The sequence below is a fragment of the Paenibacillus sp. FSL K6-2393 genome, from assembly GCF_038002545.1.
In the GTDB taxonomy this organism is placed as follows: domain Bacteria; phylum Bacillota; class Bacilli; order Paenibacillales; family Paenibacillaceae; genus Paenibacillus.
On sequence record NZ_JBBOCU010000001.1, the window covers coordinates 2,757,314 to 2,783,256 of the forward strand.

Consider the following 25,943-nt stretch of genomic DNA (forward strand, 5'->3'; position numbering starts at 1 on the left):
TCAACCAATGGTCAGGTTATGGCCACAAGGTTGGGGATTCATTGGTCAAACAGGATAAAAGGACTGCTTGCGCGTTTATAACATTTTCCATAGCTCAGGGGCGATTAACCGAGGGAAAACATCCAGCGGAGGTTTCTCTTTCTTTCGTTTGTCATTGGTTAACACCGTAACAAGTTCGAGCTCTGGGACAATATATACATACTGACCACCAAATCCTCGCGCGTAATAATAATGGAGATTGGGTTTGTCGTCTACAGAAGCAATATCTTCAGCGGCAGACTTTTCATTTGGATAAACATCCACCCACCAATGCCAAGCATAACTGCCGTGATTTGGTGGAGTGACCGTAATGAAAGGCTGCGTAGAACGGGATACGAGATCACTTGAAATGAGAGACTCACCCTCCCACATACCTTGCTGTAGAAACAGCTGACCGAATTTCAGCAGATCTACGGGTAACATCTTAAGACCGAATCCGCCAGTATGTACACCTTGAGGGTCGCTTTCCCATTCATAATCCTTAATTCCCAGCGGACCAAAAAGATAACGTTCTGCGAACTCGGCTACGTTCATACCTGCATTTTGCATCAGGATAGCGGATAGGATCTGTGATACTCCTGAATTGTATTCCATGTATGTACTCGGTTCATGACTTAGGCGCTGTTCCAACGCAAAATTCACCCAATGATCGGTGCGAGTCATGCGAGGGAATGAATTCTGCCCGCTGAACTCGTCCCAGTTGAATCCGGCTGTCATGGTAAGCAGTTGTTCCAGCGTGATCGAAGGTTTACGAGGATCAGGATCAGATGTCAACTGTGGGAAAAAGGTGGAGATTGGGGCTGATGCCTCTGGCAACAAGCCTTTATCCATTGCTATACAGATGAGTGCGGATAGCACACTCTTGGTACATGAATTGATTTTTGCGATATCAGTCGCAGCCTCTTGGTTGCGGTAGTGTTCGTACATAATCTCACCGCGTACGCTGACGAGGCAGCTTCGCAGATCCAGCGGTGGAATGATCTGTTCTAATTTGGATGACAGTGATGAAGGATTCATAGTGTCCTTTCTGTACGGTTGATTTGTTATAGGATTTTGTAGAAATAGGTGTCCATTATCTTAGCATACTCCCGAGGTAGGGCTCAACCAGCGCTACATTATTATGTCAAAGCAAGCATGTAAAATGCGATTTTCGATGTAAGCAACTTAAAACGGTTCAGAATGGATACGAGAAAGGATCAAGCCTGAGATTCCTATGGAGTCAGGCTTTTATCTCCTCAATTTAGAATCTAAAAGTCCCTCAAACGATCAAATACGTCATATAATCCTGCGTGTGCTGCCTAGATGTGGTTCAATAATGAAACGTTTCGAATTTATATTTATAAATGATCCATAATATAATCAATATTTGTAAGCGTTCTATTTTCCTGTTTACGGAAATGGGAAATTTATGATAACATATACACGAAACGTTTCGAATCCATTTGAAGGGAGAAAATTATGAAAAAAGTAAAACAATTCAGCTTCATTTTAACTTTTTGTCTGTTAGCTAATCTAGCTTTAACTCCTATGGCTTCAGCAGGTGACTCAAACAATGGATTTCGAGCAGAATTGAAAGCGATTGCATATAAGACTTATACGTTTTTTGAGGACTATACGGATCAGAACACTGGCTTGACTTATGATGAAGTACGGCATACTGAAAACGGGATAGAAGAAGCTAAACGTACCTCGCCCACGAACATCGCAATGTATATGATGAGCACCGTTTCAGCGCAACAATTGGGCATTATTTCAAAGAAAGAAGCTGTACAACGCCTGCAAACGACTATACATTCCCTCGAAAAGTTAGAAAAGTGGAACGGCCTATTTTATAACTGGTATAACACGGATGACGGTTCAGTGAAGAAAGATTGGGGACAATTTATTTCCCAAGTCGATAATGGCTGGTTATCCGCTGGTTTAATTGTTGTTGGGCAAGCCTATGAAGAACTTCATGGGGAAACAAGCAAGCTGGTTAAAAATATGAATTATACTCCGCTATATGATCCTGAAGTCGGCCAATTCCGCGGAGGTTATGATGTGGCTAAAGGCGCGCTGACGGACCACCATTATGGAATGTTTTATACGGAACCACGTGTAGGCAGCTATATTGCCATTGGGAAAGGTGATGTTCCCCAAGATCATTGGTGGAAGATGTATCGCACATTACCTCAAGAATGGGATTGGCAAGCTCAGATTCCTCAAGGCAAATCCGTTAAGTACGATGGAGTGGATGTGTTTGAAGGAAGTTATGTATACAAGGATAAAAAGTTTGTGCCAAGCTGGGGAGGCAGTATGTTTGAAGCTCTTATGCCCGGTATGGTCATAAAGGAAAAAGACCTGGGTACTCAAGCTTTGGGATTGAACAACCAGCGTCATGTCGAATTGCAGATCGAATATGCCAAAGAAAAAGGGTATGCCGCATGGGGCTTTTCACCTTCTGCAACTCCCACAGGATACAGTGAGTTTGCAGCAACGCCGTTGGGTACCTCAGGTTATAAAGACGGAGCAACGGTAACAGCACACGCAACATTCCTTGCCCTGGATTATGCCCCTGAAGCTGTTCGAAAAAACATTAAAGCTTTAAAGAACTTCAAAATGTTTGGCAAATATGGGTTCTATGACTCAGTCAATGTCGAAACGGGAGAACTTGCAAAAGCTTATCTGGCACTGGATCAAGGGATGATTATGGTGTCGATCGCCAACTATCTTCAAGATGGCGTTATACGCGATTATTTTCACAGTGATGTGATAGGGCAGACGCCAGAAGAATTATTGAAAAAAGAAGTGTTTTCGATCCAATAAAGGGCTTCTTTAGATTTTAGAGCAAGTTCACTAACGAAATGGGACGAAGATAAAAAGAGGGGCGGAACGAAGCAGGGTGTCAGCATGCTTCGTTCCGTTTTTGCGTTTACCCTTGATAATGAAGTCGCAGATGGATTAGATTATGGAATTTACGTTACAGGTGGCGAGGCCGCAGGTGCGGCTGCGGCAATTCTGACGGAGAAAGGCTCACACCAAACATGCTAGTGAGTATATGGAAATAGATCACAGATTAGTTATGCCCACCAGCTCCATAAATTGTGAGAGAGCACTTGTCATGTACGAGTCACGTCGTCTTATAAACACCGTGGGCACTTTTCCATACGATTCTGGTAATGGATGACAGCTAATTTTCCCCTGCTGTATGCGTGATTCAACCATAGACATGGGTAAAACAGTGACTCCTAGCCCGTGCTCGACACATTTAAGGACACCCTCTAGTGTGCCGTATTCCATGACCTTCATAGAAGCATAACCATTGTCCTCTAGCCATCGCTGCCAACGTCCCAAATAGATGCAATGCGCGAATGACGAAAGCAGTGGTTCATGTAAAATCGATTTTAATTGAAAGGGCTCGGGAGAGAAGCACGTAATCAAAACTAGAGATTCTTCAAAGACAGGGTATTCAACAATCTCCGGATGAAGAATTGGTCCATCCACAAATGCACCGTCTACCTTATATTCGAGAATGGTACTTACTTGATCTACGGTAGGTGCCATATATAAGCTTAATTCTACTTGTGGAAATTTCTTGTGATATTGTGTGAAGATCAATGGCAATCGTGTAGAAGCAGTTGACTCCATAGCTCCAATTCGCAAGGTCCCCCGCGGGGCAGATGAAAGCTTAACTGCCTCAATCGCTTCCTCGAAATCATAAAGCAACTTGTTTACATGCGGCAACAGCTCACGTCCTGCAGGAGTTAAGGATACCTTCTTATGATATCGATATAACAGAGGAACGCCCAATTCTTGCTCAAGACGTTGTATTCGTGCAGTAACGTTGGACTGTACATAATTCAATTTCTCAGCAGCCTTGGTGATGCTTTGTTCAATGGCTACTGCCTTAAACACTTCCAAAGACCTAATATCCAAAACAGCCCTCTCCTTTTGCATCACATATTATGATGATCTATATACTTTTATTTAATTTTACGTGATGCATCATAGGATGTAAACTTAATGAATCAGAGGGATTAACGCCATTGCCAATGGGTTGATGATCTCGTTATCGGATAATGAGGGGGGGATCTCATGATTTCAAAGATCAATATACAAGATAAATTTATGCGAATCCATGATTATTTTAATCCCAGAATAAGTGGAGAGTTGAATGATTCTTACGTAAAAATGGTGAAGATAAAGGGAGAATTCATTTGGCATCACCATGATCATGAGGACGAAATGTTCTTTGTATGGAAAGGGAGACTACTCATCCGTTTGAGAGACGGTGAAATAGCTGTTAACGAAGGAGAGTTTGTGATTATACCTAAAGGTATTGAACATCAGCCAATTGCTGAAGATGAGGTCCATTTATTATTAATCGAACCAAAAACTACACTAAATACAGGAAATATAGTGAATGAACGAACCGTTTCAATCCCTCAACACATTTGATGAATCGCCGCTTATCCATGAATTATTTATGCTTATTTTTGAATCAATAGTCTAAAGCCTTAAAGCCTCAATAAAAAGGAGTGTTTAATATGAGTTACCAACCTATTAATTTTAATGAGAAATTATCTAAGTTCAATGAACATTGGTCTCCGAAAGTTATTGGTGAAATGAATGACTATCAGTTTAAATTGGTTAAAATCGAAGGGGATTTTGTATGGCACGATCATCAAGATACCGATGAGGTGTTTATCGTGATCAAAGGGGAGATGTTTGTCTATTTCCGCGATGGCCAAGTAAAGATTTCCGAAGGAGAGATGTTCATTGTACCGAGAGGAGCCGAACACAAAACGTTTGCATACCAGGAATGTCATATCATGATGGTAGAGCCCAGGGGAGTAGTAAATACTGGGGAAACCGAGTCGGAATTAACAGCAGTCAATGATATTTGGATATAATGAAGTTGATGAAACAACACAAACATACTGGCAGGATACAATAATAATGTTCCATTGAAAGTCGCTCAGATAGCGGCTTTTTTTATTTTATCCCTACCCGTAGCTCCTTTATATTGAGGAACATGTATTATCCAGAATAGAAAAGTGCTTATTAGAATGACAAGCCAATCCACGATCAAAGAATATCCAATAAATAATCCGATCAGGACACCTCTAAAAAAGAATTCTTCAAATATACCACCTATCGCCGTTAAAGCTATACCACTTGGTCGGATCATTATTTTTTTATTCATATCTGACCCCTCAGTTTTAGGGAGTTCTGTTCTTGTTCTGGTGAATGTAATTAGAACAATCGTAGTAACAAAAAAACTAAAAATAAGACCAATGATGATTGCGGATAACATACTAATCTCGTTTGGCATGAATAAGGAAGCTATAAATGGTAATATTCCTCCCCACTTAAAAAAACAATAAAAATAAATCCAATAAATAGAAAAGCTGATTGTGTTAGTAATGCGATCAACAGTATTTTGTAATGTTCCTTTGTACGGGTCTCAGACATAATGAAAACTCCTTCTATCATATTTTTTTCATTATAGATTGTGACGTAGTGTCCCCCCGCAACAGCTTTTTTTATCAGAATATTGTTCAGTTACTAATCAGGAATTGAATGGAGAGGTCAAGAGATCCGAATCAAAGCAGAAGGTCTCGTTTCTTTTTCAGAAAGCATGCGGAGAGAGGAGGACATTCCGAATTTGTTTCGTCAGTTTGATCTGTTCGTAACAAAGTAACTTCGCCAATGGAGTCAAGGTCCTCAGGTTGTTTTGTGGAGAGCATTGACGTAGCAAATGTTTGCATTCCTGCTTGTGATCACAATATGTATCTTTTGCAGCGTGAAGAGAGGTTCGTAATTCACATATTTACAGCCTTGCTCCTTCTGCAACCATCTTCATCAGGGCTGAACGGAAAGTACCGCAGTAGCGCGATTTTACACATCCTAAACATGACAATGCAGAAGCTACATATTTACTGTGTCATCTTAGTTTCACTATACTTCGAATTGTAAGCGTTACCAAAGAGGGAGTCAGCAAGAACGCAAAGCAGCAACATCATCGTATCTAATGAAAAAGACATAGAAAGGAGTGGGAGAGTGAAGGAGAGTCACACTGTAATATCCGTAAGTCCTTCATTGAAGAAGAACGGTCTTGGCAAAAGAATTTGGAAAAACTGGGAGCTTTATCTGTTCATGCTTCCCGCGTTGTTGTATTTCCTTATTTTTCATTATGGTCCGATGTACGGCATTCAGATTGCTTTTAAGAATTTCGTACCTTCGAAAGGAATTACAGGCAGCGAATGGGTTGGTTTTGACCATTTTGAACGGTTCTTCAATTCTTATTTTTTTTGGGATCTGCTCTGGAACACATTCAGTATCAGCTTCTATGAACTTGCCATCGGATTTCCCCTGCCTATCATTCTGGCGCTGGCCTTCAACGAAGTCCGCAACGGCCCGTTCAAGAAATCGGTCCAGACAGTGACCTATGCACCCCATTTCATTTCTGTAGTTGTCATGGCAGGTATGATCATTACATTTTTATCACCTTCCAGCGGAATGATTGTCCGGTTCATCGAGTTCATTGGTCTTGAACCAGCACAATTTCTGACTGATCCCGCATGGTTTAAGACGGTGTATGTATTCTCCGGCGTCTGGCAGAGCACCGGGTGGGGAACCATTATTTATCTCGCGGCTCTGTCTGGGGTAGATCCCCAGCTCCATGAAGCGGCCATTATGGATGGAGCAAGCCGAATGAAACGGGTGCTGCATATCAATCTGCCGACGATATTACCCACGATTACGATCATGCTGATCTTAAATATGGGTAATATACTGGGCCTTGGCTTCGAGAAGATTCTGCTGCTGCAGAATTCACTCAATATGGAAGCTTCCGATGTAATATCCACCTATGTATACCGCGCCGGTTTGGTGAACGCCCAGTATAGCTTCTCAACGGCCGTGGGATTATTCAACTCGGTAGTTAACGTTATTTTACTTGTTACGGTCAACCAGATCGCCAAACGCACCAGTGAGAACAGCCTCTGGTAGAAAGGAGTTGAAGTCTATGGTTACTGCGATGAAAGAATCCAGGGGGGACAAGCTTTTTCTGATCAGCACTTATATTTATTTAGGTCTTTCACTGCTGGTTGTTCTCTATCCGCTCATCTATATTCTCAGCGCTTCAATTAGTTCACCGCAGGACGTCAATTCGGGAGCAATGTGGTTGTTTCCGAAGAATGTAACACTGGACGGCTACAAGCTTGTGTTTGAGAACCCGAAGATATGGAGTGGTTACTGGAACACAATTATTTACACTGTGGTGGGGACTCTACTCAATCTCGCCGTCACTCTGCCGGCCTCGTATGCGCTCAGCAGATCTGATTTTGTCGGGCGCCAGTTGTTCATGGGCCTCATTCTGTTCACGATGTTCTTCAGCGGCGGAATTGTACCGACGTATCTGCTGGTCAAGAATCTTGGACTCATGAACAGCATGTGGGCATTGATTCTGCCGGTGGCAGCTTCGGTCTGGAATATCGTCGTGGCCCGCACCTTTTTTCAGACGACTATCCCTAAAGAACTTCAGGAAGCAGCGCACATTGACGGCTGTACGAATCTAAAGCTGTTCATTCGCATTGTTCTACCGCTGTCGGCACCAATTGTAGCCGTTATGGCCCTGTTCTATGGGGTGAGCCACTGGAACAGCTACTTCCCGTCCCTGATCTATTTAAATGATGAAGCGAAGTATCCGCTGCAGATGGTTCTGCGTCAGATCCTTGTCCTTCAGGAAATGACGGCGGAAACTACGGGCTCATCAATCAACGGCGAAGTGGCGACCGCCATGAATAATAAGGCAGAAACGGCATCGCTGATTAAATATGGAGTCATTGTGGTCTCCACACTGCCCATCGTGGCAATCTATCCGTTCCTGCAGCGTTACTTTGTCCAAGGGGTCATGATAGGCTCTGTTAAAGGTTAAACAGTTAAAATGTGATGATAACAAGGGAGGAATTATGAATGCCGACCACACGCAAACCATGGAAGCTTCTGTTATCTTCGGCTTTAGTTCTTACACTACTGGCAGGCTGCAGCAATTCAAACGAAGGTGAAGCAAACAACAATCTCGGAAAAGTCGCTGTAAACAATGAAGGTTTCCCGATTGTTAATGAACCCGTTACTCTGTCGCTTATGGCGCCAGATGTAGGGATTCAGAACTGGGAGAACATGGCGGTGCTTCAGCAGATGCAGGAGAAGACCGGTATTACGCTGGAATACAAGAACGCACCGAAGGATAGCTTCGAAACCAAGAAAAATCTGGTGCTCGCCAGTGGGGATTACCCGGATATCCTCTATGCCGCCGGTTTGACAACTGCAGAGCAGATGAATTATGGAGAGCAGGGTATCCTCATTCCACTGGAGGATCTGATTGAAGAGTATGCTTCGAATTTCAAGGCGCTGCTGGAAGAGAATCCGGATGTCCGCAAATCGATTACTGCACCGGATGGGCATATCTATTCCTTGCCGGTAGTAGAACTTAGCCAGCACTGGTACCGCAATCCGATGTGGTATAACGGGGACTTCCTGAAGGCGCTCAATATCGATAAACTTCCCGAAACGACAGAGGAGTTGTATACCTATCTGAAACGTGTGAAAGAGGAAGATCCCAACGGTAATGGCATAGCCGATGAAATTCCAATTTCTTCGGTAACAACACCTGCTGCGAACCTCCGCGATATCCGTACATGGCTGCTTGGTGCCTTCGGCATTTATGAAGAAGAAATTTATGTGGACGATGCGGACAAGGTGCATTATACACCACTTGAAGAAGGCTACAAGGAATATCTGACCTATATGAACCGCCTGTGGTCTGAAGACCTGCTGGATCATGAGAGCTTCTCACAGACAGCGGAGCAAAAGAAGGCCAAAGCACAGAACAATCAAATTGCCCTCTTTTCGGACTGGCATGCCTACATGAGCAAAGGTGGAGAGCCTTCGACGGCAGATCCGATGTTTGCACCTGTCCACAGTGAATCAATTGCTGCTCCAGCGATTGCAAAGAACAGGGGGATTACAAGCGGCGCTTTTGCTATCACGCAGAGTAATCCTGCGCCGGAAGCCTCTATACGCTGGGTGGATTATCTCTATTCCTATGAGGGTGCCATGTTCTTTAATAAAGGTCCAGAGGGCATTCTCTGGGAGTACACCGATAAAGAGAACCGGGTCAAACAGTACTTACCGGTACCAGACGGCAAGGAAATGGAGGATTATCGGGCAACGCTGACACCTAACTACGGCATTCCCGCTCCAACCCTGTCCATGGATGATATTAATAAGGGACTAAAGACAGACTTTGACTTGTGGGTAGAGCAGGAGACCAAGCAGAAGCTTCTGGATAAAGGCGCACGAATTCCGTTCCCAACGCTGTTCCTTACCGTGGAAGAGCAGACCGAAATCAGTAGCCTGAATTCTGATTTGAAGACATATGTGAATCAGATGGAGGCGAAATTCATCACTGGAGCCGAGCCACTTACGGGCTGGGACAATTATGTGGCGACCGTCAAAAAAATGGGCGGAGAGCGTATGGTTGAAATCAACCAGGCTGCCTATGATCGCTGGAAATCCAACTAACCAGGTCCATGCGCAGAAATTTGCTGTAAAAAATGAGATATAAGCATAAAACGTGTTCCTGAACATTAAATGCAGGAGGATTAGACATGCAAATCACGAGACATCCGAATAATCCCATTGTCGTCCCGGGCAACTATGAATGGCGCAAGGTTACGGTTTTCAACCCTGCAGTTATCATCGATAACGGCAAATTTTATATGATTGAGCGCACCGCTGGTTCCCTAACGCCATGCAAAAATTACTTAGGGCTGCTAGAGAGTGAAGACGGAGTGAACTTTACCCACGTGAAGGATGAGCCAATTGTGACGCCAGACATGCTGGGATTCCCTTATGGTAGTGTACAGGACCCACGGATTGTCAAAATTGACGGGACCTTTTATCTGAACTACGCCCTTCGCCCCTGTGCCATGAGTTACTATCCTACCGGGGCAGGTGTCCCCCTTCGCTCTATTCCGAAATATCCGGATGGGTGGGGGGACGAGGAGGGACATTGGCTAACCCGGTCCTCCATTTTGAAATCAGATAATCTGCTGGATTGGGAGTATGTGGCGGACACGACACCTCTTGATATTAATGACCGGGACAACATTCTGTTCCCCGAGAAAATAGGTGGCAAATTTGTACTGCTGCGCCGCCCCGAGGAATATGTGGGAGAAGCCTACGGTACGGATAAGGCGGCCATGTGGATTACCTACTCCGAGGATCTCGTGAACTGGGAGGAGCCAAAGCTGCTCGCTACCGCCCAGAACCTTTCCTGGGAATCGCGGAAGATTGGTGGCTCTACGCCCCCGGTACGTACGGACAAGGGCTGGCTGGTGCTCTATCATGGCGTCGATAAGGACATTGTCTACCGTGTAGGGGCCATGCTGCTGGATTTGGAGCAGCCGGAGAAAATCATTGCCCGGACGCATCATTTTATTATGGAGCCGGAGACGTATTATGAGAAATTTGGGTTCCAGATCCCCAATGTCATCTTCCCGACCGGAAATGTGGTCAAAGATGGACTGCTCTATATCTATTACGGGGTAACAGATACGGCGATTGCCCTTGCAACAGTTCCTCTGGATGAGCTGGTAGAGCACATCCTCCAGGAAGGGCAGCAGCAAAATAAACCATAAAATGAAGCTGTATCTTCAAATATAAAAATGTAGAACAGAAAGGGTGCAAGCTCCACCAACTTAAACAGGTCTTTTCGTAGTAAGCCCTCTCAAGGCATGTTCCTTGCGATACTGCCCTGGCGTCAGACCGATTTCTTTTTTGAACTTGCGGATGAAATTTGGCGCATCCATATAACCGACCTGTTCGATAATTTCTTTGAGCGGCGCGCTAGTATTCTCCAGCAGTCGCATGACTTCATCCACACGACGCTGCCAGATATATTGTGAGAAATTGCTGCCGGTCTTCTCTTTGAAGCTCCGGCTTAAATAAGAAGTTGAAATGGCAAACTTAAGCGCCACATGCTCTAGACTGAGTGTGTAGTCTGCAAACTGTTGATCCACGTAAGTCAGAACGTCATCCATTAATGTAGACTCACTTGTCTTTGTATTCAGCTCCACCTGCGCGCAAATGTCAGCGGCCAGACTGAGCAAACGACTTTCCAGCTCTTCAAGTGTTTCGAAGGAAGTTAATTCCGGCATATTAGCGAACACTTCGTTCATACCAAGCTCGGAGGCGGTGCGTAGAAAAGTGTTCAGCAGATCAAAACAGATGCATCGTAGTAGATGAACCTGTAACGGCTCGTCTTTGATCGTATGAATGGTATCGGCAATCATTTGGACAGCTACTGATTCGTTGCCCTGCTTTAGACTCTGCTCCAGTTTCAGCATGGATTTGCGTGGAATCCAGAAGCTCTCGGAAGCAGATGGGTTCAGCTCTGCAAGCTGCTCGAAATAAGTGACCTGACCGCTGCGCCGGATGATCCGGTGCTCCAGAGCTGCAGCGGCTTCAATGAAGGATTGGTTAAGACGGGCTAAGTCTCTGTAGGCCATGCCGACACCGATACTTAGAGATAGCTGAGAGTGCTCGCGGATTAACGTTTGAATGGCTTCAATGACCTGCTCCAATTGGCTTTGAATCGGCTTGTCCGCATCACCGGGAAGTGAAATAATCAGGGCAAACTGGTCCTTGACCGAGAATTCTACACCGAAGATTTGAGCACCGGTACCGGGAAGACATACATTGCTGAGTATTTCCTGCAACAGATGGCGTTCCTGCCAGGACTTGCCGCCGGGCATAGTATCATCCCAGGACAGAATAGCCGAGAAATAGAGACCTTGTCCTTGAGGATGCCTAAATCCTGCGCTAAGGATCATTTGTTCGATCTCCGGATCATCCGGCTTGCCGTGTTTGAGTAACAGTAGCATACACTGATTGCGAACAAAGGGCTCCTGAAAATCAATTTTAACACTGTAATTGTGGAGGGTCTGGCGTATCCATTCCCATTCATTGCGGAGCTTGGAAGCATCATCGTCGCTACCTTTCATCTTGTCCATCAAATCCCTGATCGGATGGTACTGCCGTTTGGCTAACAACAGCGCAGCAGCTATGCCAGTAATGACGGTAATACAGAAGACGATCAGGATGAGGGTTTGGACATGGGCGACACGGCTGAAAAATTGGAAGCTTGGCATCGTGGTCACATAGGTCCAGCCATTTTCTTCAGATTGAACAGAAACAACGGAGTATTGTTCTCCATCCATCTTCAAATTATGAATACCGGGCTCAAGTGTAGCCAAATTCTCAATTTCGTCCTGGGGAAGGCTGATGCCATGGCTATTTGCGGTCAACACCTCTCCGGAGGGACTGAAAATATAACTGCTTCCTGAAAAATCACTCAAAATCGAATCCATGACCCCGGTAAGGTTGGATTCTTTCATTAAATAAACAACGGTCCCATATGGAAACGGGTCATTCGGTTTAACGGGCACAAGCATGACGAGCATCGACTCCACTCGGGAATTAACCTTCACGTTCTCAGCGGGACGGACCAGGGGCTGCCTAGTTTCATTCAAGTCCCGCCGCAACTCTTCCGGATTCCAATGCTCGAACTGATAGAGGCTATCAAAGGTGACGTCAAGATTAGCCAGACCGCGGTACGAATAGATGTTGGCATCGTTATGGAAATAGAGAAGCAGATCCTCTGCAATGCTGCTGCTAGCTTTGTAATTGGCGAGCGCCTGAATCGCCTCCAAACTGTAATAGGGATGCTGTACCATATAAGGGGTCAGGTGTTTGTCATAGGCGATTCTCCCCGCTATTTCCTGAAGCTCATTCATACGGTTATCTATAGTGCTCTTCACCTGGTTAAGCTGATTGACATTTGATTGTTCAATCTCTACACGCAATCCTTTGACAGCGTTTTCATATACAAAAATAGTTACACCTGTCAGAGGGATAAGAAATATGAGAATGTAAGAAAAGGCATATTTCAGCAGAAGCCTTGATTTGAAATGATTCCAGCTGAGCCTGAATCTGTTGAGCAAGGATGGCTTGAGTGCCGAATTTGCCATGAAGCAGTCCCTCCAGTGTTAGGATATTCGGATTAAACTTTTGAATTAGAAATCAATGTTCTCTTCTGGATTACTCTTGTGCTAGTATAAACATTATAACATTATAATCTTTAGAATAAAGTAGATCATCAGGCTTATTTTCAACTAATTAGAAGTACAGATTTCATATCATGAATCATTTTTTGAATTTTGCCTGTAAACCGGGGTTGAAAAAGGAGATGGGATGAGTGGGCACAGAGAATGTGCTGCGCAATTTGCAGCTTGTTGACGGGCGAATTATGGATATCGCCATTCAGGACGGGATCATCACCGCAATTACACCGCCAGGACAGGCTGAAGGAGAAAATGAGCTGGATTGTTCAGGGTTATATGTGTCCAGTGGGTGGATTGATATGCATGTGCATGCCGTCCAGGAGCTTGATCCCTACGGCGATGATATCGACGAAATTGGTGTGAAGCAGGGGGTAACAACGCTTGTAGATGCCGGAAGCTGCGGTGCAGATCGAATTGGAGCTTTTTATACCGCAAGACTACAGGCTGCTACACAAGTATTTGCTCTGTTGAACATTTCAAGCATCGGGCTCGAACGGACGGATGAACTGTCGCAGCTGGAATGGATTGACCGGGCCAAGGTACTGGAGGCAGCAGCGGCTTATCCTGATTTCATTGTTGGTCTGAAAGCCCGCATCAGCCAAAGTGTGGTCAAAGACAGCGGCATACAGCCACTCAAGTTGGCACGCACACTCTCGGAAGAAACGAAACTTCCGCTCATGGTTCACATCGGTTCTGCTCCGCCCGCGATCTCTGATGTGCTGGAGCTACTACAGTCGGGTGATGTAATCACCCATTATCTTAACGGCAAGTCCAACAATCTGTTTCATGCGGACGGCACACCGCTGCAAGAACTGCTGGATGCAGCTGCTCGGGGAGTTCATCTGGATGTGGGGCATGGCACAGCGAGCTTCTCCTTCCGGATTGCAGAACAGGCCAAGGTTGCAGGTATTGCGTTGAATACAATCAGTACGGACATTTACCGAGGCAACCGTATGAATGGTCCGGTATACAGTATGTCGAATGTACTGACGAAATTTCTGTACCTCGGCTACAGTCTGGAAGAGGTGATCCGTGCGGTTACAAGAAGTCCAGCGGAGTGGCTCAGTAAGCCGGAGCTCGGGCAGATTAGGGTGGGACAGCAGGCGAACCTGACTTTGTTTTCTCTGGAAGCAGGCGAAAAGCAACTTAAGGACTCGGAAGGAGATGTCCGGGTCACGCAATACTATATTGAGGCTAAAGGAGTTTATGCTAATGGGTCACTCATTACAGGCTAAATATGGATTGAAGCGTGTTATTAATGCCAGTGGAAGAATGAGCATCCTTGGCGTTTCCGCACCAACGGATTCAGTCATGGATGCGATGAAACAGGGCGGACAGCAGTACGTGGAAATTGCGGATCTTGTGAACAAATCCGGAGAATATATTGCACAGCTACTTGGTTCGGAAAGCGCGGTTGTGGTGAACTCCGCATCCAGTGGTATTGCACTGTCAGTGGCAGCCATTGTGACTGCCGGAGATCCACATCTCAGCCTTCGTCTGCACCAAGAGCCGATATTGAAAAATGAAATTATTATGCTAAAAGGCCATAATGTGCAATATGGAGCGCCGGTTGAAACCATGATATTCCTTGGCGGCGGCCGGGTAGTGGAAGTTGGATACGCCAATGAAGGCCGCAAGGAGCATATCGATCAGGCAATCGGCGAACACACTGCAGCCATTTTTTATGTTAAATCCCATCACGCTGTCCAGAAGAACATGATTTCTGTGGAAGAGGCCTGGGAGGTTGCACAGCGAAGAGGGGTGCCGCTGATTGTTGATGCGGCAGCGGAAGAGGATCTGCACAAATATATCCAACTTTCGGATCTGGCCATTTACAGCGGGTCGAAAGCTATTGAAGGCCCTACTTCCGGCATTGTCGCCGGCAAAAAGAAATACGTGGAGTGGCTTAAGGTACAGCTACACGGGATTGGCCGCAGCATGAAGATTGGCAAAGAGACCATTTTTGGGTTACTTCAAGCGCTAGAGGAATACCAGGACAAAGCGGATAATAGTGAACGAGAGAAGCAGACGCTGGAGGCTCTTCAGGCACTGGATAGACTTCCTGGTGTTTCGGTCCGCATCGTGCAGGATGAAGCCGGCAGATCGATTTTCCGGGGGCGCGTCCAGATTGATCCCTCTCTTGCCGGGGTGGATGCGAAGAAAATGAATGACCAGCTACGTGAAGGTGTAATTGCGGTATATACCCGAGACTATGGCGTCAAGCAGGGTTATTTCGATATTGATCCAAGGTCGCTGCAAGGAGATGATTTGCCGGTCATCGTCAGCAGAATACATGAAATCGTGGGAGGCAAACCAGAATGAGTCATATTCAGCAGTGTCTTTATAAGAACAGGGCCGCAATTAATGTACTGGCCGGGAGTATCGGGAACGCCAAGGATGTGTACGAAGCTGCGGAAGGATATGTACTTATTGGTGTGCTCTCCAAAAATTATGCTACGTCGGAAGAAGCTGTAGTTGCCATGACTGAATATGGTCAGGCTATTCAAGATGCCGTATCTATCGGACTTGGGGCCGGAGACAGCCGTCAGGCTGCAGTTGTGGCGGAGATTGTCGCCAGCTATCCGGGAAGCCATATCAATCAGGTATTCCCGGCAGTCGGGGCAACCCGTGCCAATCTGGGACCTAAAGATAGTTGGATTAACTGCCTGGTATCTCCGTGCGGTCAGCCAGGTTATGTAAATATATCGACTGGCCCCATCAGTTCAGTAACGACTCCGCAGGCCATTGTTCCGGTTCATGCCGCCATTGCATTGGTTCGTGACATGGGAGGGAACGCGGTCAAATATTATCCGATGCAGGGGTTGAAGCTGGAAGAGGAGTACCGTGCTGTTGCCAAGGCTTGTGGAGAAGCGGGATTTGCTCTGGAGCCTACAGGCGGAATCGATCTGGACAACTTTGGACCCATTCTAGAGATTGCACTACAGGCAGGCGTACCTCAGGTTATACCACATGTCTATTCTTCAATTATTGAGTCGCAGACCGGGAGTACAAACGTACAGGATGTCCGCAGACTGCTCGAAACAATGAAATCGCTGGTAGACCGATATGCCTAGGGTTGCTGCATTTGGTGAAGTGATGATGCGGCTGCAGGTTCCGGGCTACGAAACACTGGTCCAGAGCAGCAGGCTGGATTATTCGTTTTCCGGCAGCGGGGTGAATGTAACGGCAGCATTAGCCAGATACGGCCATAACGGTGCTCTTATTACGACCTTGCCGGAAACTCCGGTGGGCGAAGCGGCTATCGCTTATCTGCGCAAGCTGGGGGTAGATACCTCTCTTATTAGCCAGGGCGGTAGACACCTTGGGATGTACTTTCTGGAGAATGGCTTTGGAGCCCGCCCTGGCAGAGTTACTTACACAGACCGGCTGGGCAGCAGTTTCAATACCGCGGAGGCAGATAATTATGATATGAAAGATCTTGCCTCCCGAGTCGATGTTCTTCATTTATGTGGCATTACGCTGGCTATGAATGATGGCGTGCGCAAGCAGATGAAACGGCTTGCTGAGGAAGTGAGGAGTGCTGGGGGCAAGGTTGTTTTTGATTGTAATTACCGTCCTGCGTTATGGGGGACAGATGGTTATGTCAAGGCCCGCCCGCATTATGAGGAACTGCTGGGGCTGGCAGATCTGGTGTTAATGAATGAGAAGGATGCAAAGTGTATTCTTGGCATCGGAACCGGAGAATATGATAGAATAACACAGATGAAGCAAGCGATTCCTGAAGTTGCAAAGCGCTTCGGAATCGGAACGGTAGCAGGAACCCACCGTGTGATTAACGCGGACCATACGCATTCCTTGACAGGATATATCTATCATCAAGGTACGTTCGTATTTTCCCGAAGGCTGATATTCCCAGTGTATGACCGGATCGGTGCAGGGGATGTATTTGCTAGCACCATCATCCATGGGGAATTGCAGCAATACCCACACGAGTATACGGTTAATATGGCAGTGGCGGCAGCGATGCTGGCCCATACCACTCAAGGCGATACAGCGCTTTTTACCGAGAATGAGGTGCTCCGCGCGCTGTCGGACCATCCCTCAGATGTTGAAAGGTAGTGAACAGTGAGTGTCTCTGAAGCGCAAGCAAGGTCCTTTATATCAGCAAATCCAAAAAATTCTCAAAGATCGGATTCTACATGGAGTATATCCTCTTGGAAGCATCATCCCCTCTGAACCACAGCTGGAGAAAGAATTTGGCGTCAGTAAAATGACAGTCCGCGGTGCGGTCCAAGAGCTGTCGCAGGAAGGTTACGTGCAGAAGAAAAGCGGTGTTGGCACAATTGTGTTGCGCAATACCTCTCATCAGAAGCTCTCAAAGGGCAAACGGTTTACGGAGCTGCTCGTAGAAGAGGGCCATAAGCTGGAAAAGAAAGTTCTGAATTCCCGTTTACTCACCAATGATACCGGAACGGAGGAATATGGTCGCTACGGGCCGTATTGCCAGCGGATTGAAAGGCTCTACATTCTTAACGGACAACCTTATATTCATCTGATACACTTCTTGGCAGCAGCTGCATTACCCGGCGGAGGCATGGAAGAAATGAATGGAGACATCCAATCGCTGTATGACTCATTGGAGGAGAACAACATTTTGCTGGAGAGCTTCAAAGACCGTTTCTTTGTAGAGCCGGCAGCTCATGAGGTATGCCAACTACTGAAGATCCCCCCGGGGACGCATGTGCTTAAGCGCCTCCGTAACTCCTTCGACGGAGAAGGCAGATTAATTGAGCACAGTATCGGCTGTTATAACACGGAACTTCATCATTATCTGGTTAGTTACGACACTTGAGGTCGGCGGTGCAGAAAAGGGTCCTGCCATTTTCATAACAGGACCCTTTTTACGTAAACTAAAAATCCCTCAAACGATCAAATACCTCATATAATTCCTCGTGATTAACCTTAACCCAATCATCTTGACGCAGTTCCAAATGCTGCTGTAATTGATCCAGCAACTCCGTTAGAACAACATAAATCTCTTCCCGCTCAACAGTTTCAATAAAGCCGGTCTTGGCATCCATCTTGTTGAAGGTCTGTGTGTAGTTCTCAACCATGGAGACGAGCTGTTTGTGCATAGCTTCCTGATTGTTAAAATCTTGACTTAACTGACGGATTTCCTTCAAGCACTGCTTGTACAATTGCGTTGCTTTTTTGGCGTGAGCTGCCTTAATGTGGTCCCGCCCATCCCAATCCCGAAACGGATTGTTCAGGTTCTCCGCAAGCCATTCGGGTTTGCGTGCTTTGGTGATTTCCATATCAAGTCCGGCAGCAGCGAATTTTTTATATCTTGTTTTGATCGATTTGGCTGCATCAGCAGGCAGGCTGGTTAGCCACAGCGTAGTCAATTTCGGAAGTTGTTCTGGATCAGGGAATTGTCCACCATTGAAGCCGAATAGGTCATATGTAGTGAAGGTTTGCAAATTTGCCAAATGCTGAATTGATTCTATATGGGATACATTGCCGGGTTTACCCCACAATCGCAACTCTGAAAGCTCAGGATAATACTGCACAAGTGGGTCCAGATTGAGCTCCGTGATATCTCTGATATACGGACCATCAAGTCGTGAGATACCCGTAACCTGTGGCAGGTCCGATGGAACATTGAGAGTGATGCATTTACCGTCTTCATAAGCCACGATACGCAGATCAGGAGACAACTCCCCTGTGAAATTCAGACTTTTCATCTTTGTGTTCAAAATTAACTCCTTCAACCCGCTGACATCCACAATAAGTCTGGTCAGGTGACTCTTGCTGATATCGAGCATCGTTTGACCATGATGTAAGATATGAAGTTCATTAATGAACGGGTTTTCCTCTATAAATGGAAAGATCGATTCCGTATAACCATCCATTTCAATATGTGTCAGACAAGGAAGCTTTGCGAGTTCGGCTACATCTTCAGAAGATTTAGGGCTGAAATCGTGTCGAGGGACAAGAACATGAGCCGATTACCGATTAGATAAACACCTAACTAAGTTTCATGCAGTTTCATTTAACAAATGTGCAGGAAAAATAAACTAATTGTCCAGTGAAAATATAGTATTTTCTTAGTGTTAAGGTTAAAGATAGGTCCCTGTTTAAGCACTATATGCTACAAACGTAGGTTCTTTAATAGGTGATTGGAATTGGAATATATAAAGGTGGACATAACCCGCGAAGGAGCGGAGGGCAGTGCTCAGTTTTTTATGAACAAAAGAGGTATTTGTGGTATTATATGTAATTATGGGTTAATAAATAAATGGATTATTTGAAATGAAAATGGGGGAATCAAAATATGGAACGTAAAATTCAACTAATGGAAACCTACGTAAATATCAACTTTGGAAACTCACCCTTTTTAAAATTAGATAATGGGTTGCAAATTCCATACTCTTCAATCGAGGGAATAACAACAGGTAGACCAATACCAAATGCTTTTAAACTATATGGTGCTTTATTAGGAGAAATGAGAAATGGGTTATTTAGATCAAATGGTGGTTATCAACTGCACGTTTTTGAAAATGAGCTTGAAACACTTCATTTAGATTTGAATAGCTTTAAAGTTGGGAAGTTCAAAATATCAAAGTTGATCATTGGTGTTGAAAATCCTGAAGAAATAAGTAAAAATATTTCCGAAAGAGTGCAGTGATAATTTGTTGACGTGTCGAGGGACAAGAACATGATCATGAGATAGTAATATCAAAATTAAAAGCCGTACACGATTACGAAAATCCGTAAGTAAGTATAACAAGGCAGCACTAGCCATACATAAGATTAATGTCCTTTTGGCTAAACTCTACGGAGTTGAAGCGACAGTAAAGGTGTATGCCAATGTAAAAACTCCTAGCGCTGTTTTACTAAAAAATTCAATCCATAAAGACAAAAGTTTATATATTACTCGAGATGAGGCCAAAAAAATCATCTTATCGATTCAGTCCGGAACGAGATGGACTTCGGCTATAACCGAGGAGTGGGCTACAGCTTCAATAGGCAGTGTTTGTTATAAACTCAGCAGCTCAAATTCCAACTTCCAGATTATTATAGATAAATATAATGTTCTTAGTTAGGTGAAAAAAAACTACTCTACAATATCAAAATAAACCAAAAACGGAGGTCCTTATGTTTCTCTTATCTGCCATCCAAGGATGTACCTTAAAAAGATGAGCGCGGTGGGTTGAGAAGGAAATTATGCTTTTAACTGTCCAGTAGTTGAAATATCCGACTTAACTATTGTTAGAAGTCGGAGCTTCTTCTCGAATGTTTAAGCTCGCGTTGACGGTCACGGTCATGATGAACGCCACAGCTGGTGCAGCCTCACTCTCGGATATGTAGATCTCTCTTTCCGTCCTGATGTCCGCAAACGGAGCAGATCTGGATGGGAAGGGGACCATCGTCCGACAGAGTTGTCTTTATTTGTTTAGTTGCCAAAATACATTTTTCTGTGCATTAAAGAGTCCTTCTAATAGAATATCTTGTAGTTCTAAAGTATTATCTAAAACAAAACCATTTACCTACATCTTCAGATAGGATAAAATATACTAAATACCTATATTTGGAGGATTAGATGAAAAAGTTACTTATCTCATTGCTTATTATGTCAACACTATTTTCAGGATCGGCCATGGCAGCTAGTAATACAACCACAAGTAACATTAAAATCACGAGCACAACAGAACAAAAAGCAAGTAATAAAGTCAAATCTAGTATTTTTAATTTATCAGATCAGCAACTTAAAAATGCAATTGCAATAGGCAAGAAAGGATATGATGCCGTAATTGATTTCAATAATAAGCAAAAATTAAAGATTTCAATTGATAAACTTGAAATATGGCAACCAGATGTCTGGGTATCTTCCCCATATTATAATATAGTTAGAGCCTCTTTTCTAAAGTTTAACGATTATGATACATATACATTAAAAGATGCAAAAGAGTTCTTAGCACTCTACAAAGGTTTGAATAGATTAGATTTCGAGCTACGTACGTATGGCAATAGTATTACTTTTACCAAGAATCTTAAAGTGGTATTGAAACAAGGGAGTAAAGTTTATCAACCAAAAGATATAAGAGGTAAGGACAATGTCTCAATGAGCGGATCATGGCCAGAAGCTCCAGCATATGTGTCAGTCTTACATGTAAGTTTTGATAATTCAAAAATCGATTTTAGCAAGCCAGCTGAGCTAGTTTATATGTATTCAGGTAAAGAATTGTCTGTAACCTATAAAGTAGATTTCACAAAAGTTAAATAATCCCCCCTTCTGGGGGATTTTTTAATGAAAGTCCAAAAATACTACAATCTATGCATATTACAGGCATAAGTAGATTAAAAATAGATCAAGAATAAACATATGAAACTTTCTAAGGAGAATATACAATAAATTATCTGAATGTTAACGAGGAATTCAATAAAGATAATCATCTAGCTATTAGTGGAACAACGAATCTGCCGACGGATATGGAACTGATGGTCACAGTTACAAGTGAAGAGGGATATAACGCACAATCGAAGGCGTATGTAATGAACGGATTGTTCCAAAGTGAATGGTTCACTTCAGGTGGACAAGGGCTTCCAAGTGATAAGTATAATGTCGAAATAACTTCTCCTACGGCCAATGTTCAACCTCTAAATGTGAAAGAAGGGATTGGAGAACAAGGCGCTAACTTATCCGGGCCGCTTGTGAACGAGGACGAAATTCGGGGAAAGAAGAATAGTATATTCACATGAATTCAGTGGTGGGGAATGAATTGAGATGGTGTTTACGGGCCAAAGAGAATTTCAAGTGAGCGGGGCACGATAAATTTCAATAACATCGCCTCTGCTCATTCTTTTTCCAAGAGAAGGGTTCGCACGTGGATTTGTTAGTATTTGGTTCTAATATACCTATGCATAGTAAAATATTGAAAAAATTACATACGAAATTGCAATAGAATCTATATTTCAGTTGGTTGCTGAGTATAAACCTTAATGATGAGTAAAGGAATGAAAGAGATGAACAAATGGACGATGAAGGAAACATTGAAAGGAAAGACCTTTTCCATAATTATCCTAACGATTATTTTGACCATTGCCATCAATAAATTGGTCAATCGAATAATGACTCAAGAGGTGATTTTTGAGGGGGGGTTATACTCTTCTCATACAAACCATTTCTCACTTGGTATCTATGGTGTGATATTTGCAATCCCCGCTGGATTTATAAGTATTTTAGTTGTAAAGCTCTTTACGAATAAGATTAAAAGGCAGTCCAATCCCTTTGATGATGAAAAAAAATTCAAATGGCATAGTATGTATGGAACTGTTTGCGGATTTATTATTCTGTTTCTGCTACTTAATTTAACCAATACGTACGCATCTCAAATGCTAGTATCTGATGTATGGGATGGTTTCATACATCTAGCTATTTCATTCATTATTCCAATTGTCTTTGCTGTGATATCTGCAAAGTTGATCAACAAAGTTATGGTTCGTATAACAAATACAAACGGAAGATTGATTGAAGAGATAGAGGCAGGAAAATACGATAGAGAGATTCTAAGCCAGAGAGATAAAGCTAGAATGTTGAAGTTATTAAAAAAAGGAAGCGTAGCTTCCTTGAAGGGAGGAATGATGCGGCTCAAAGTCATTGATTTTTTACTTTTGGTCGGTGGTACTATTGTATTCGTTCTGCTGTTAGTACTGGATAAGGTTGTCTCATTATTTAGTAATCCAAACCATGGTACCGGATGGAGTAATGGGGAAAGTAATTTACACGAAGAGAGAGAACGATTAAAAAGTAAGGCATATGATAACGCTGAGGAAAAACGGGAACAGGCCGATTTTTCAAAAGAAATGTTTGTAAAACAAGCTAATTATAACGTTAGGTATTCGCAATCAGAATGGAATCGAGCAGTTCGAGATGAAAGAGAATATCAAAGGGCCAAACGGGATGCAGATTCGTTATAGTTATGAGTACGTAATATTTCAAGCCTATAAAAGGTCAGACAGCATACATCCTGCCAGAACAGCACTGATCAGATTATCAGTTAATATATAATTTTGCGAGGTACAATATGAAAAATCAACATTTTGTAATATTTTCAAATACGTTTGAGGAATATGAGGCATTTATTAATGAGGTATATTCTATTGGCCAAATGAACTTTTTAAATCAACACCTTACCAAAAAAACTTAAATCATATTGAACTTAAAGAAAAAGGTAGGAGATAGAATAGCCATTGTAGTAGTGATCCGCCCATAATAGTGTGAAACTTTTACGTGCAATTATTTAAGGAGGGTATCTTCACATGAAGCGTATGTCAATTTCTGAATTGAATGAAATTTTAGTAAAAGCAACACTCTCGGCCAGACAAGAGGCCAAAAGCAATGGTGTGCCCATTGTATATGAAGAAAATGAAAAAATGATCAAGGAATACCCGGATGGCAGAAAAACAGAGATTATATATGAAAAAAATGGTAACAAAAAGGAAATTGAATACCCATGAGCTGAAATAAATGAGTTGATCATTGTTCCATTAAAAGTCGCTATTTTAGCGGCTTTTTTATTTATGGTACAAGTTCTTGTCCCAAGCCTAGGACAAGAACTTGTACCGATTGCCGAATAGAGGTTGTTGGATTGATCCAAGAGATGGCTAAGCAAAAAGGATGCACGGTCTCTCAACTTGCTCTGGCCTGGTTGCTTGGAAAGGGGGAACATATCGTTCCGATCCCGGGGACTCGCAACTTGGAAAGAGTTCACGAGAACTTAGGAGCGCTACAGGTTTCGCTTACGGATGATGAGATGAACCAGATAGATCGCATATCACCCCAAGGCATTGCAGCCGGAGGCAGATTCCCTGGTCAAGTCTAGTTTGTTTATACATGATTCTAAGAAACCTAAAGTTCAGGATTAAAAACAATATATAACATGTTTCAACGGTATTATCTTTCTATTCTCCGGCATACAGTACAACAATGAGATGTATGCCCAAGGAGGAGAAATGATCGTATGATGAATCCGATTTTACAAGCCCCGAATGTTCCGCTGGCAGCCGATTCCAATGCGGTTGTGAATTATCAGAGGGATTCACGCAACTATGTAACCCAGTTGTTTGGAGAACAGCTGCCGACCATTGCGAATGGTTTCTTCAACGTGTACTTAAGCAAAGGAATCATTGTGCAGCCGCACTGGCACACCAATGTTACGGAGATGGTTGTGGTCATCACCGGTGAAGTTACAGCGTCAGTCTTCAATCCGTTTACGCGTGAACGATTGACATATCGTCTGAAACCAGGTCAGGTTGTGGTATTTCCGAAAGGCTGGTTTCACTGGTTTGTCGCTGAGACAGATGATGTATATGTATTAACTATTTTTGATCAACCAACGCCTGATATTGTGTTTGGAGCGGATTTCTTGGCAGCTACACCGCCGGAGGTGGCTCACCGCGCGTACTGTTTGGATGAAGAGGCATATGCGAGAGCTGTTGCGTCCATTAAAAATGATGCCATTCTGGGCCCTCCAATAGGGTGTGATACGCAGGTTTCTGATCAATCGACTTCACCTTCCAAGACGTCTGTGCCATCGTCCAATAAGCTGAAATCTTAATTCAAGATCCTTATTCATTATCAAAGTACACAGCCTGTAACTGGAGAATAACAGTTGCAGGCTTTTTGATGTGTAGGTGTAATGATCGTATGATAAAAATTCAAAATGCCTGAGTCAGTGTATTACGATCTCTGTTAGTATAGTATGAACATCCAAAAAAAACGGAGGACTCATGAATGAACATGTCAGAAATGAATACGCTTGAAACTGCAATGAGTTATGCACCTATTTTGATGTTTGACAGAGCCGAACCCTTTTATCCTGATTTTGTTGGCATTTCTGTGTTGCATCAATCAGGGCCTTCACCATCGTTCAGAAGGGACATAAAGTTTCCGACCGAGGCAGTACAATATGTAATTGAATATGCAATCTGGTGGGATTATGAGATTGGACATCTGTATGAAATGGAGCATGTATGGGTTTATGTGGGTCATGACGGAGAGGTAGTAGACTGTGAAGCCAGCTTTCATGGGAAAGTGCTGCGTGGATTGTTGAAGGAACGGGTCAATGTGGTTGGACATCATGTATGTCTGTACTCGCAGCCTGGCAAACATGCTTTCTCACCACTTCCGGTTGTATTTGAGTTATTGCCAAACCTGTATAGTGCAGCAGGTGCCGAAGCTGGATGTGATGGGCTACTTGTGAATGAGTTGTTTCAAGATTATTTTGAAACGAACGAACAGATCGATGCTCAGGTGGAGCGTTATCTGCAGACCAAAGCGTTTGTACCTACCATGGAGTTCGAAGAATATTTACTAAAACCGGAGATGTTCATGACGTGGGATAATCTGTTTGATATTATTCCGCACAGGATTAAGGACCGCTTGATGGAACTGGAGCAGTTATATAACACATAAGTAATTAGTTTTAAACGGGTTTTATGTTAATTTAAAGTGTGTTTTTTCGCTTCAAAACCAAACTTTGTTAATTCGGGTTTGGTTTTTTTTATGGGAAAATGGACTCAGTATGAGTAAGGATTTATTAGACTTAAGTCTTGAAATGTTGAGTATGTGCAGCAAAATACATAATTTTTACGCATGGAAAATGACATTTGTTAGACGTAAGAACTATACAACTTCTTATGTAAATATAAGAAGATCATATCACATGAAATTTTGTATGGAGATGTATTTGCAAATCAATGCAGAAT

General features: G+C 43.6%; 26 protein-coding genes. 21 read left to right on the plus strand and 5 right to left on the minus strand.

Annotation, left to right across the window (positions count from 1 at the left end; translation table 11 throughout):
* Positions 1 to 75: 75 nt before the first annotated feature.
* Positions 76 to 1,056 carry a serine hydrolase domain-containing protein gene (locus MHI14_RS12265; protein WP_341130372.1) on the minus strand — a complete coding sequence of 327 codons (981 nt, stop codon included), beginning with the start codon at positions 1,054 to 1,056 and terminating at the stop codon, positions 76 to 78.
* A 441-nt stretch (positions 1,057 to 1,497) separates the two neighbouring features.
* Between MHI14_RS12265 and MHI14_RS12270 the strand changes: the two genes are divergently transcribed.
* Positions 1,498 to 2,844 (plus strand): glucoamylase family protein, encoded by a 1,347-nt coding sequence (locus MHI14_RS12270; protein ID WP_341130373.1) that lies wholly within the window; start codon positions 1,498 to 1,500, stop codon positions 2,842 to 2,844.
* Between the two features lie 84 nt (positions 2,845 to 2,928).
* Positions 2,929 to 3,069: a hypothetical protein gene (locus tag MHI14_RS12275; RefSeq protein ID WP_289389587.1), complete on the plus strand. Its 141-nt coding sequence runs from the start codon at positions 2,929 to 2,931 to the stop codon at positions 3,067 to 3,069.
* 18 nt (positions 3,070 to 3,087) lie between these two features.
* Here MHI14_RS12275 and MHI14_RS12280 read toward each other — a convergent pair whose 3' ends face one another.
* Positions 3,088 to 3,954, minus strand: a complete 867-nt coding sequence (locus MHI14_RS12280) for a LysR family transcriptional regulator (RefSeq protein ID WP_341130374.1) — start codon at positions 3,952 to 3,954, stop codon at positions 3,088 to 3,090.
* 159 nt (positions 3,955 to 4,113) lie between these two features.
* Between MHI14_RS12280 and MHI14_RS12285 the strand changes: the two genes are divergently transcribed.
* Both MHI14_RS12285 and MHI14_RS12290 read left to right on the plus strand, forming a co-directional pair.
* On the plus strand, positions 4,114 to 4,476 hold the full coding sequence (locus MHI14_RS12285; protein WP_249912314.1) for a cupin domain-containing protein: 363 nt from the start codon (positions 4,114 to 4,116) through the stop codon (positions 4,474 to 4,476).
* A gap of 89 nt (positions 4,477 to 4,565) precedes the next feature.
* Positions 4,566 to 4,931, plus strand: a complete 366-nt coding sequence (locus MHI14_RS12290) for a cupin domain-containing protein (protein ID WP_341130375.1) — start codon at positions 4,566 to 4,568, stop codon at positions 4,929 to 4,931.
* 65 nt (positions 4,932 to 4,996) lie between these two features.
* Here MHI14_RS12290 and MHI14_RS12295 read toward each other — a convergent pair whose 3' ends face one another.
* Positions 4,997 to 5,353, minus strand: coding sequence for a CPBP family intramembrane glutamic endopeptidase (locus tag MHI14_RS12295; protein ID WP_341130376.1), 357 nt, complete (start codon positions 5,351 to 5,353; stop codon positions 4,997 to 4,999).
* A 749-nt stretch (positions 5,354 to 6,102) separates the two neighbouring features.
* Here MHI14_RS12295 and MHI14_RS12300 point away from each other — a divergent pair.
* From MHI14_RS12300 to MHI14_RS12315, 4 genes are all read left to right on the plus strand, one after another.
* On the plus strand, positions 6,103 to 7,032 hold the full coding sequence (locus MHI14_RS12300) for an ABC transporter permease (RefSeq protein WP_445670363.1): 930 nt from the start codon (positions 6,103 to 6,105) through the stop codon (positions 7,030 to 7,032).
* Between the two features lie 16 nt (positions 7,033 to 7,048).
* Positions 7,049 to 7,960 carry a carbohydrate ABC transporter permease gene (locus tag MHI14_RS12305; RefSeq protein WP_124116320.1) on the plus strand — a complete coding sequence of 304 codons (912 nt, stop codon included), beginning with the start codon at positions 7,049 to 7,051 and terminating at the stop codon, positions 7,958 to 7,960.
* Positions 7,961 to 7,998: 38 nt separating this feature from the next.
* The gene (locus tag MHI14_RS12310; RefSeq protein ID WP_341130377.1) at positions 7,999 to 9,609 is read left to right on the plus strand and encodes an extracellular solute-binding protein; all 1,611 of its coding nucleotides are present in this window, start codon (positions 7,999 to 8,001) and stop codon (positions 9,607 to 9,609) included.
* Between the two features lie 86 nt (positions 9,610 to 9,695).
* Positions 9,696 to 10,727 (plus strand): glycoside hydrolase family 130 protein, encoded by a 1,032-nt coding sequence (locus MHI14_RS12315; protein ID WP_341130378.1) that lies wholly within the window; start codon positions 9,696 to 9,698, stop codon positions 10,725 to 10,727.
* Positions 10,728 to 10,787: 60 nt separating this feature from the next.
* On the opposite strand, the gene MHI14_RS12320 is transcribed toward MHI14_RS12315, so the two are convergent.
* The gene (locus tag MHI14_RS12320; RefSeq protein ID WP_341130379.1) at positions 10,788 to 13,118 is read right to left on the minus strand and encodes a helix-turn-helix domain-containing protein; all 2,331 of its coding nucleotides are present in this window, start codon (positions 13,116 to 13,118) and stop codon (positions 10,788 to 10,790) included.
* 278 nt (positions 13,119 to 13,396) lie between these two features.
* On the opposite strand from MHI14_RS12320, the gene MHI14_RS12325 reads away from it, so the two are divergent.
* Genes MHI14_RS12325 through MHI14_RS12345 form a run of 5 tightly spaced genes read left to right on the plus strand, consistent with a single transcriptional unit; the run spans position 13,397 to position 18,024 of the window.
* On the plus strand, positions 13,397 to 14,446 hold the full coding sequence (locus MHI14_RS12325; RefSeq protein ID WP_240768134.1) for an amidohydrolase/deacetylase family metallohydrolase: 1,050 nt from the start codon (positions 13,397 to 13,399) through the stop codon (positions 14,444 to 14,446).
* Positions 14,424 to 15,533 carry a DgaE family pyridoxal phosphate-dependent ammonia lyase gene (locus MHI14_RS12330; RefSeq protein WP_341130380.1) on the plus strand — a complete coding sequence of 370 codons (1,110 nt, stop codon included), beginning with the start codon at positions 14,424 to 14,426 and terminating at the stop codon, positions 15,531 to 15,533. The genes MHI14_RS12325 and MHI14_RS12330 overlap by 23 nt, the downstream gene beginning before the upstream one ends.
* On the plus strand, positions 15,530 to 16,285 hold the full coding sequence (dagF, locus tag MHI14_RS12335) for a 2-dehydro-3-deoxy-phosphogluconate aldolase (RefSeq protein WP_341130381.1): 756 nt from the start codon (positions 15,530 to 15,532) through the stop codon (positions 16,283 to 16,285). Before MHI14_RS12330 ends, dagF begins: the two co-directional genes overlap by 4 nt.
* Complete coding sequence (locus MHI14_RS12340) at positions 16,278 to 17,291, plus strand: sugar kinase (protein ID WP_339309875.1); 1,014 nt, start codon at positions 16,278 to 16,280, stop codon at positions 17,289 to 17,291. The genes dagF and MHI14_RS12340 overlap by 8 nt, the downstream gene beginning before the upstream one ends.
* Before the next feature lie 10 nt (positions 17,292 to 17,301).
* Complete coding sequence (locus MHI14_RS12345) at positions 17,302 to 18,024, plus strand: GntR family transcriptional regulator (protein ID WP_249912321.1); 723 nt, start codon at positions 17,302 to 17,304, stop codon at positions 18,022 to 18,024.
* Positions 18,025 to 18,082: 58 nt separating this feature from the next.
* On the opposite strand, the gene MHI14_RS12350 is transcribed toward MHI14_RS12345, so the two are convergent.
* Complete coding sequence (locus MHI14_RS12350; RefSeq protein ID WP_341130382.1) at positions 18,083 to 19,084, minus strand: hypothetical protein; 1,002 nt, start codon at positions 19,082 to 19,084, stop codon at positions 18,083 to 18,085.
* A 422-nt stretch (positions 19,085 to 19,506) separates the two neighbouring features.
* Here MHI14_RS12350 and MHI14_RS12355 point away from each other — a divergent pair, with 422 nt between their 5' ends.
* The 8 genes from MHI14_RS12355 (at position 19,507) to MHI14_RS12390 (ending at position 25,650) form a co-directional block, all read left to right on the plus strand.
* Positions 19,507 to 19,860, plus strand: a complete 354-nt coding sequence (locus MHI14_RS12355) for a hypothetical protein (protein ID WP_133385259.1) — start codon at positions 19,507 to 19,509, stop codon at positions 19,858 to 19,860.
* 915 nt (positions 19,861 to 20,775) lie between these two features.
* Positions 20,776 to 21,459, plus strand: coding sequence for a hypothetical protein (locus tag MHI14_RS12360; RefSeq protein WP_339309872.1), 684 nt, complete (start codon positions 20,776 to 20,778; stop codon positions 21,457 to 21,459).
* Positions 21,460 to 21,665: 206 nt separating this feature from the next.
* Positions 21,666 to 21,935 carry a hypothetical protein gene (locus MHI14_RS12365; protein ID WP_341130383.1) on the plus strand — a complete coding sequence of 90 codons (270 nt, stop codon included), beginning with the start codon at positions 21,666 to 21,668 and terminating at the stop codon, positions 21,933 to 21,935.
* A gap of 279 nt (positions 21,936 to 22,214) precedes the next feature.
* Complete coding sequence (locus tag MHI14_RS12370) at positions 22,215 to 23,153, plus strand: hypothetical protein (protein ID WP_341130384.1); 939 nt, start codon at positions 22,215 to 22,217, stop codon at positions 23,151 to 23,153.
* Positions 23,154 to 23,495: 342 nt separating this feature from the next.
* The gene (locus MHI14_RS12375) at positions 23,496 to 23,693 is read left to right on the plus strand and encodes a hypothetical protein (protein WP_133385255.1); all 198 of its coding nucleotides are present in this window, start codon (positions 23,496 to 23,498) and stop codon (positions 23,691 to 23,693) included.
* Between the two features lie 59 nt (positions 23,694 to 23,752).
* On the plus strand, positions 23,753 to 24,058 hold the full coding sequence (locus MHI14_RS12380) for an aldo/keto reductase (protein WP_341131697.1): 306 nt from the start codon (positions 23,753 to 23,755) through the stop codon (positions 24,056 to 24,058).
* A gap of 138 nt (positions 24,059 to 24,196) precedes the next feature.
* Entirely contained in the window at positions 24,197 to 24,793 is a 597-nt protein-coding gene (locus MHI14_RS12385) for a cupin domain-containing protein (RefSeq protein WP_133385253.1), read from the plus strand.
* A gap of 176 nt (positions 24,794 to 24,969) precedes the next feature.
* Positions 24,970 to 25,650: a hypothetical protein gene (locus MHI14_RS12390; RefSeq protein WP_091029150.1), complete on the plus strand. Its 681-nt coding sequence runs from the start codon at positions 24,970 to 24,972 to the stop codon at positions 25,648 to 25,650.
* Positions 25,651 to 25,943: the final 293 nt, after the last annotated feature.

What these genes read in the sequence shown, in the direction of transcription:
- MHI14_RS12265 (WP_341130372.1), bottom strand. Translation starts at nt 1,056, where the DNA reads ATGAATCCTTCATCACTGTCATCCAAATTAGAACAGATCATTCCACCG.
- MHI14_RS12270 (WP_341130373.1), top strand. Translation starts at nt 1,498, where the DNA reads ATGAAAAAAGTAAAACAATTCAGCTTCATTTTAACTTTTTGTCTGTTA.
- MHI14_RS12275 (WP_289389587.1), top strand. Translation starts at nt 2,929, where the DNA reads ATGCTTCGTTCCGTTTTTGCGTTTACCCTTGATAATGAAGTCGCAGAT.
- MHI14_RS12285 (WP_249912314.1), top strand. Translation starts at nt 4,114, where the DNA reads ATGATTTCAAAGATCAATATACAAGATAAATTTATGCGAATCCATGAT.
- MHI14_RS12290 (WP_341130375.1), top strand. Translation starts at nt 4,566, where the DNA reads ATGAGTTACCAACCTATTAATTTTAATGAGAAATTATCTAAGTTCAAT.
- MHI14_RS12295 (WP_341130376.1), bottom strand. Translation starts at nt 5,353, where the DNA reads ATGCCAAACGAGATTAGTATGTTATCCGCAATCATCATTGGTCTTATT.
- MHI14_RS12305 (WP_124116320.1), top strand. Translation starts at nt 7,049, where the DNA reads ATGGTTACTGCGATGAAAGAATCCAGGGGGGACAAGCTTTTTCTGATC.
- MHI14_RS12310 (WP_341130377.1), top strand. Translation starts at nt 7,999, where the DNA reads ATGCCGACCACACGCAAACCATGGAAGCTTCTGTTATCTTCGGCTTTA.
- MHI14_RS12315 (WP_341130378.1), top strand. Translation starts at nt 9,696, where the DNA reads ATGCAAATCACGAGACATCCGAATAATCCCATTGTCGTCCCGGGCAAC.
- MHI14_RS12320 (WP_341130379.1), bottom strand. Translation starts at nt 13,118, where the DNA reads ATGGCAAATTCGGCACTCAAGCCATCCTTGCTCAACAGATTCAGGCTC.
- MHI14_RS12325 (WP_240768134.1), top strand. Translation starts at nt 13,397, where the DNA reads ATGGATATCGCCATTCAGGACGGGATCATCACCGCAATTACACCGCCA.
- MHI14_RS12330 (WP_341130380.1), top strand. Translation starts at nt 14,424, where the DNA reads ATGGGTCACTCATTACAGGCTAAATATGGATTGAAGCGTGTTATTAAT.
- dagF (WP_341130381.1), top strand. Translation starts at nt 15,530, where the DNA reads ATGAGTCATATTCAGCAGTGTCTTTATAAGAACAGGGCCGCAATTAAT.
- MHI14_RS12340 (WP_339309875.1), top strand. Translation starts at nt 16,278, where the DNA reads ATGCCTAGGGTTGCTGCATTTGGTGAAGTGATGATGCGGCTGCAGGTT.
- MHI14_RS12350 (WP_341130382.1), bottom strand. Translation starts at nt 19,084, where the DNA reads ATGGATGGTTATACGGAATCGATCTTTCCATTTATAGAGGAAAACCCG.
- MHI14_RS12355 (WP_133385259.1), top strand. Translation starts at nt 19,507, where the DNA reads ATGGAACGTAAAATTCAACTAATGGAAACCTACGTAAATATCAACTTT.
- MHI14_RS12360 (WP_339309872.1), top strand. Translation starts at nt 20,776, where the DNA reads ATGAAAAAGTTACTTATCTCATTGCTTATTATGTCAACACTATTTTCA.
- MHI14_RS12365 (WP_341130383.1), top strand. Translation starts at nt 21,666, where the DNA reads ATGGAACTGATGGTCACAGTTACAAGTGAAGAGGGATATAACGCACAA.
- MHI14_RS12370 (WP_341130384.1), top strand. Translation starts at nt 22,215, where the DNA reads ATGAAGGAAACATTGAAAGGAAAGACCTTTTCCATAATTATCCTAACG.
- MHI14_RS12375 (WP_133385255.1), top strand. Translation starts at nt 23,496, where the DNA reads ATGAAGCGTATGTCAATTTCTGAATTGAATGAAATTTTAGTAAAAGCA.
- MHI14_RS12385 (WP_133385253.1), top strand. Translation starts at nt 24,197, where the DNA reads ATGATGAATCCGATTTTACAAGCCCCGAATGTTCCGCTGGCAGCCGAT.
- MHI14_RS12390 (WP_091029150.1), top strand. Translation starts at nt 24,970, where the DNA reads ATGAACATGTCAGAAATGAATACGCTTGAAACTGCAATGAGTTATGCA.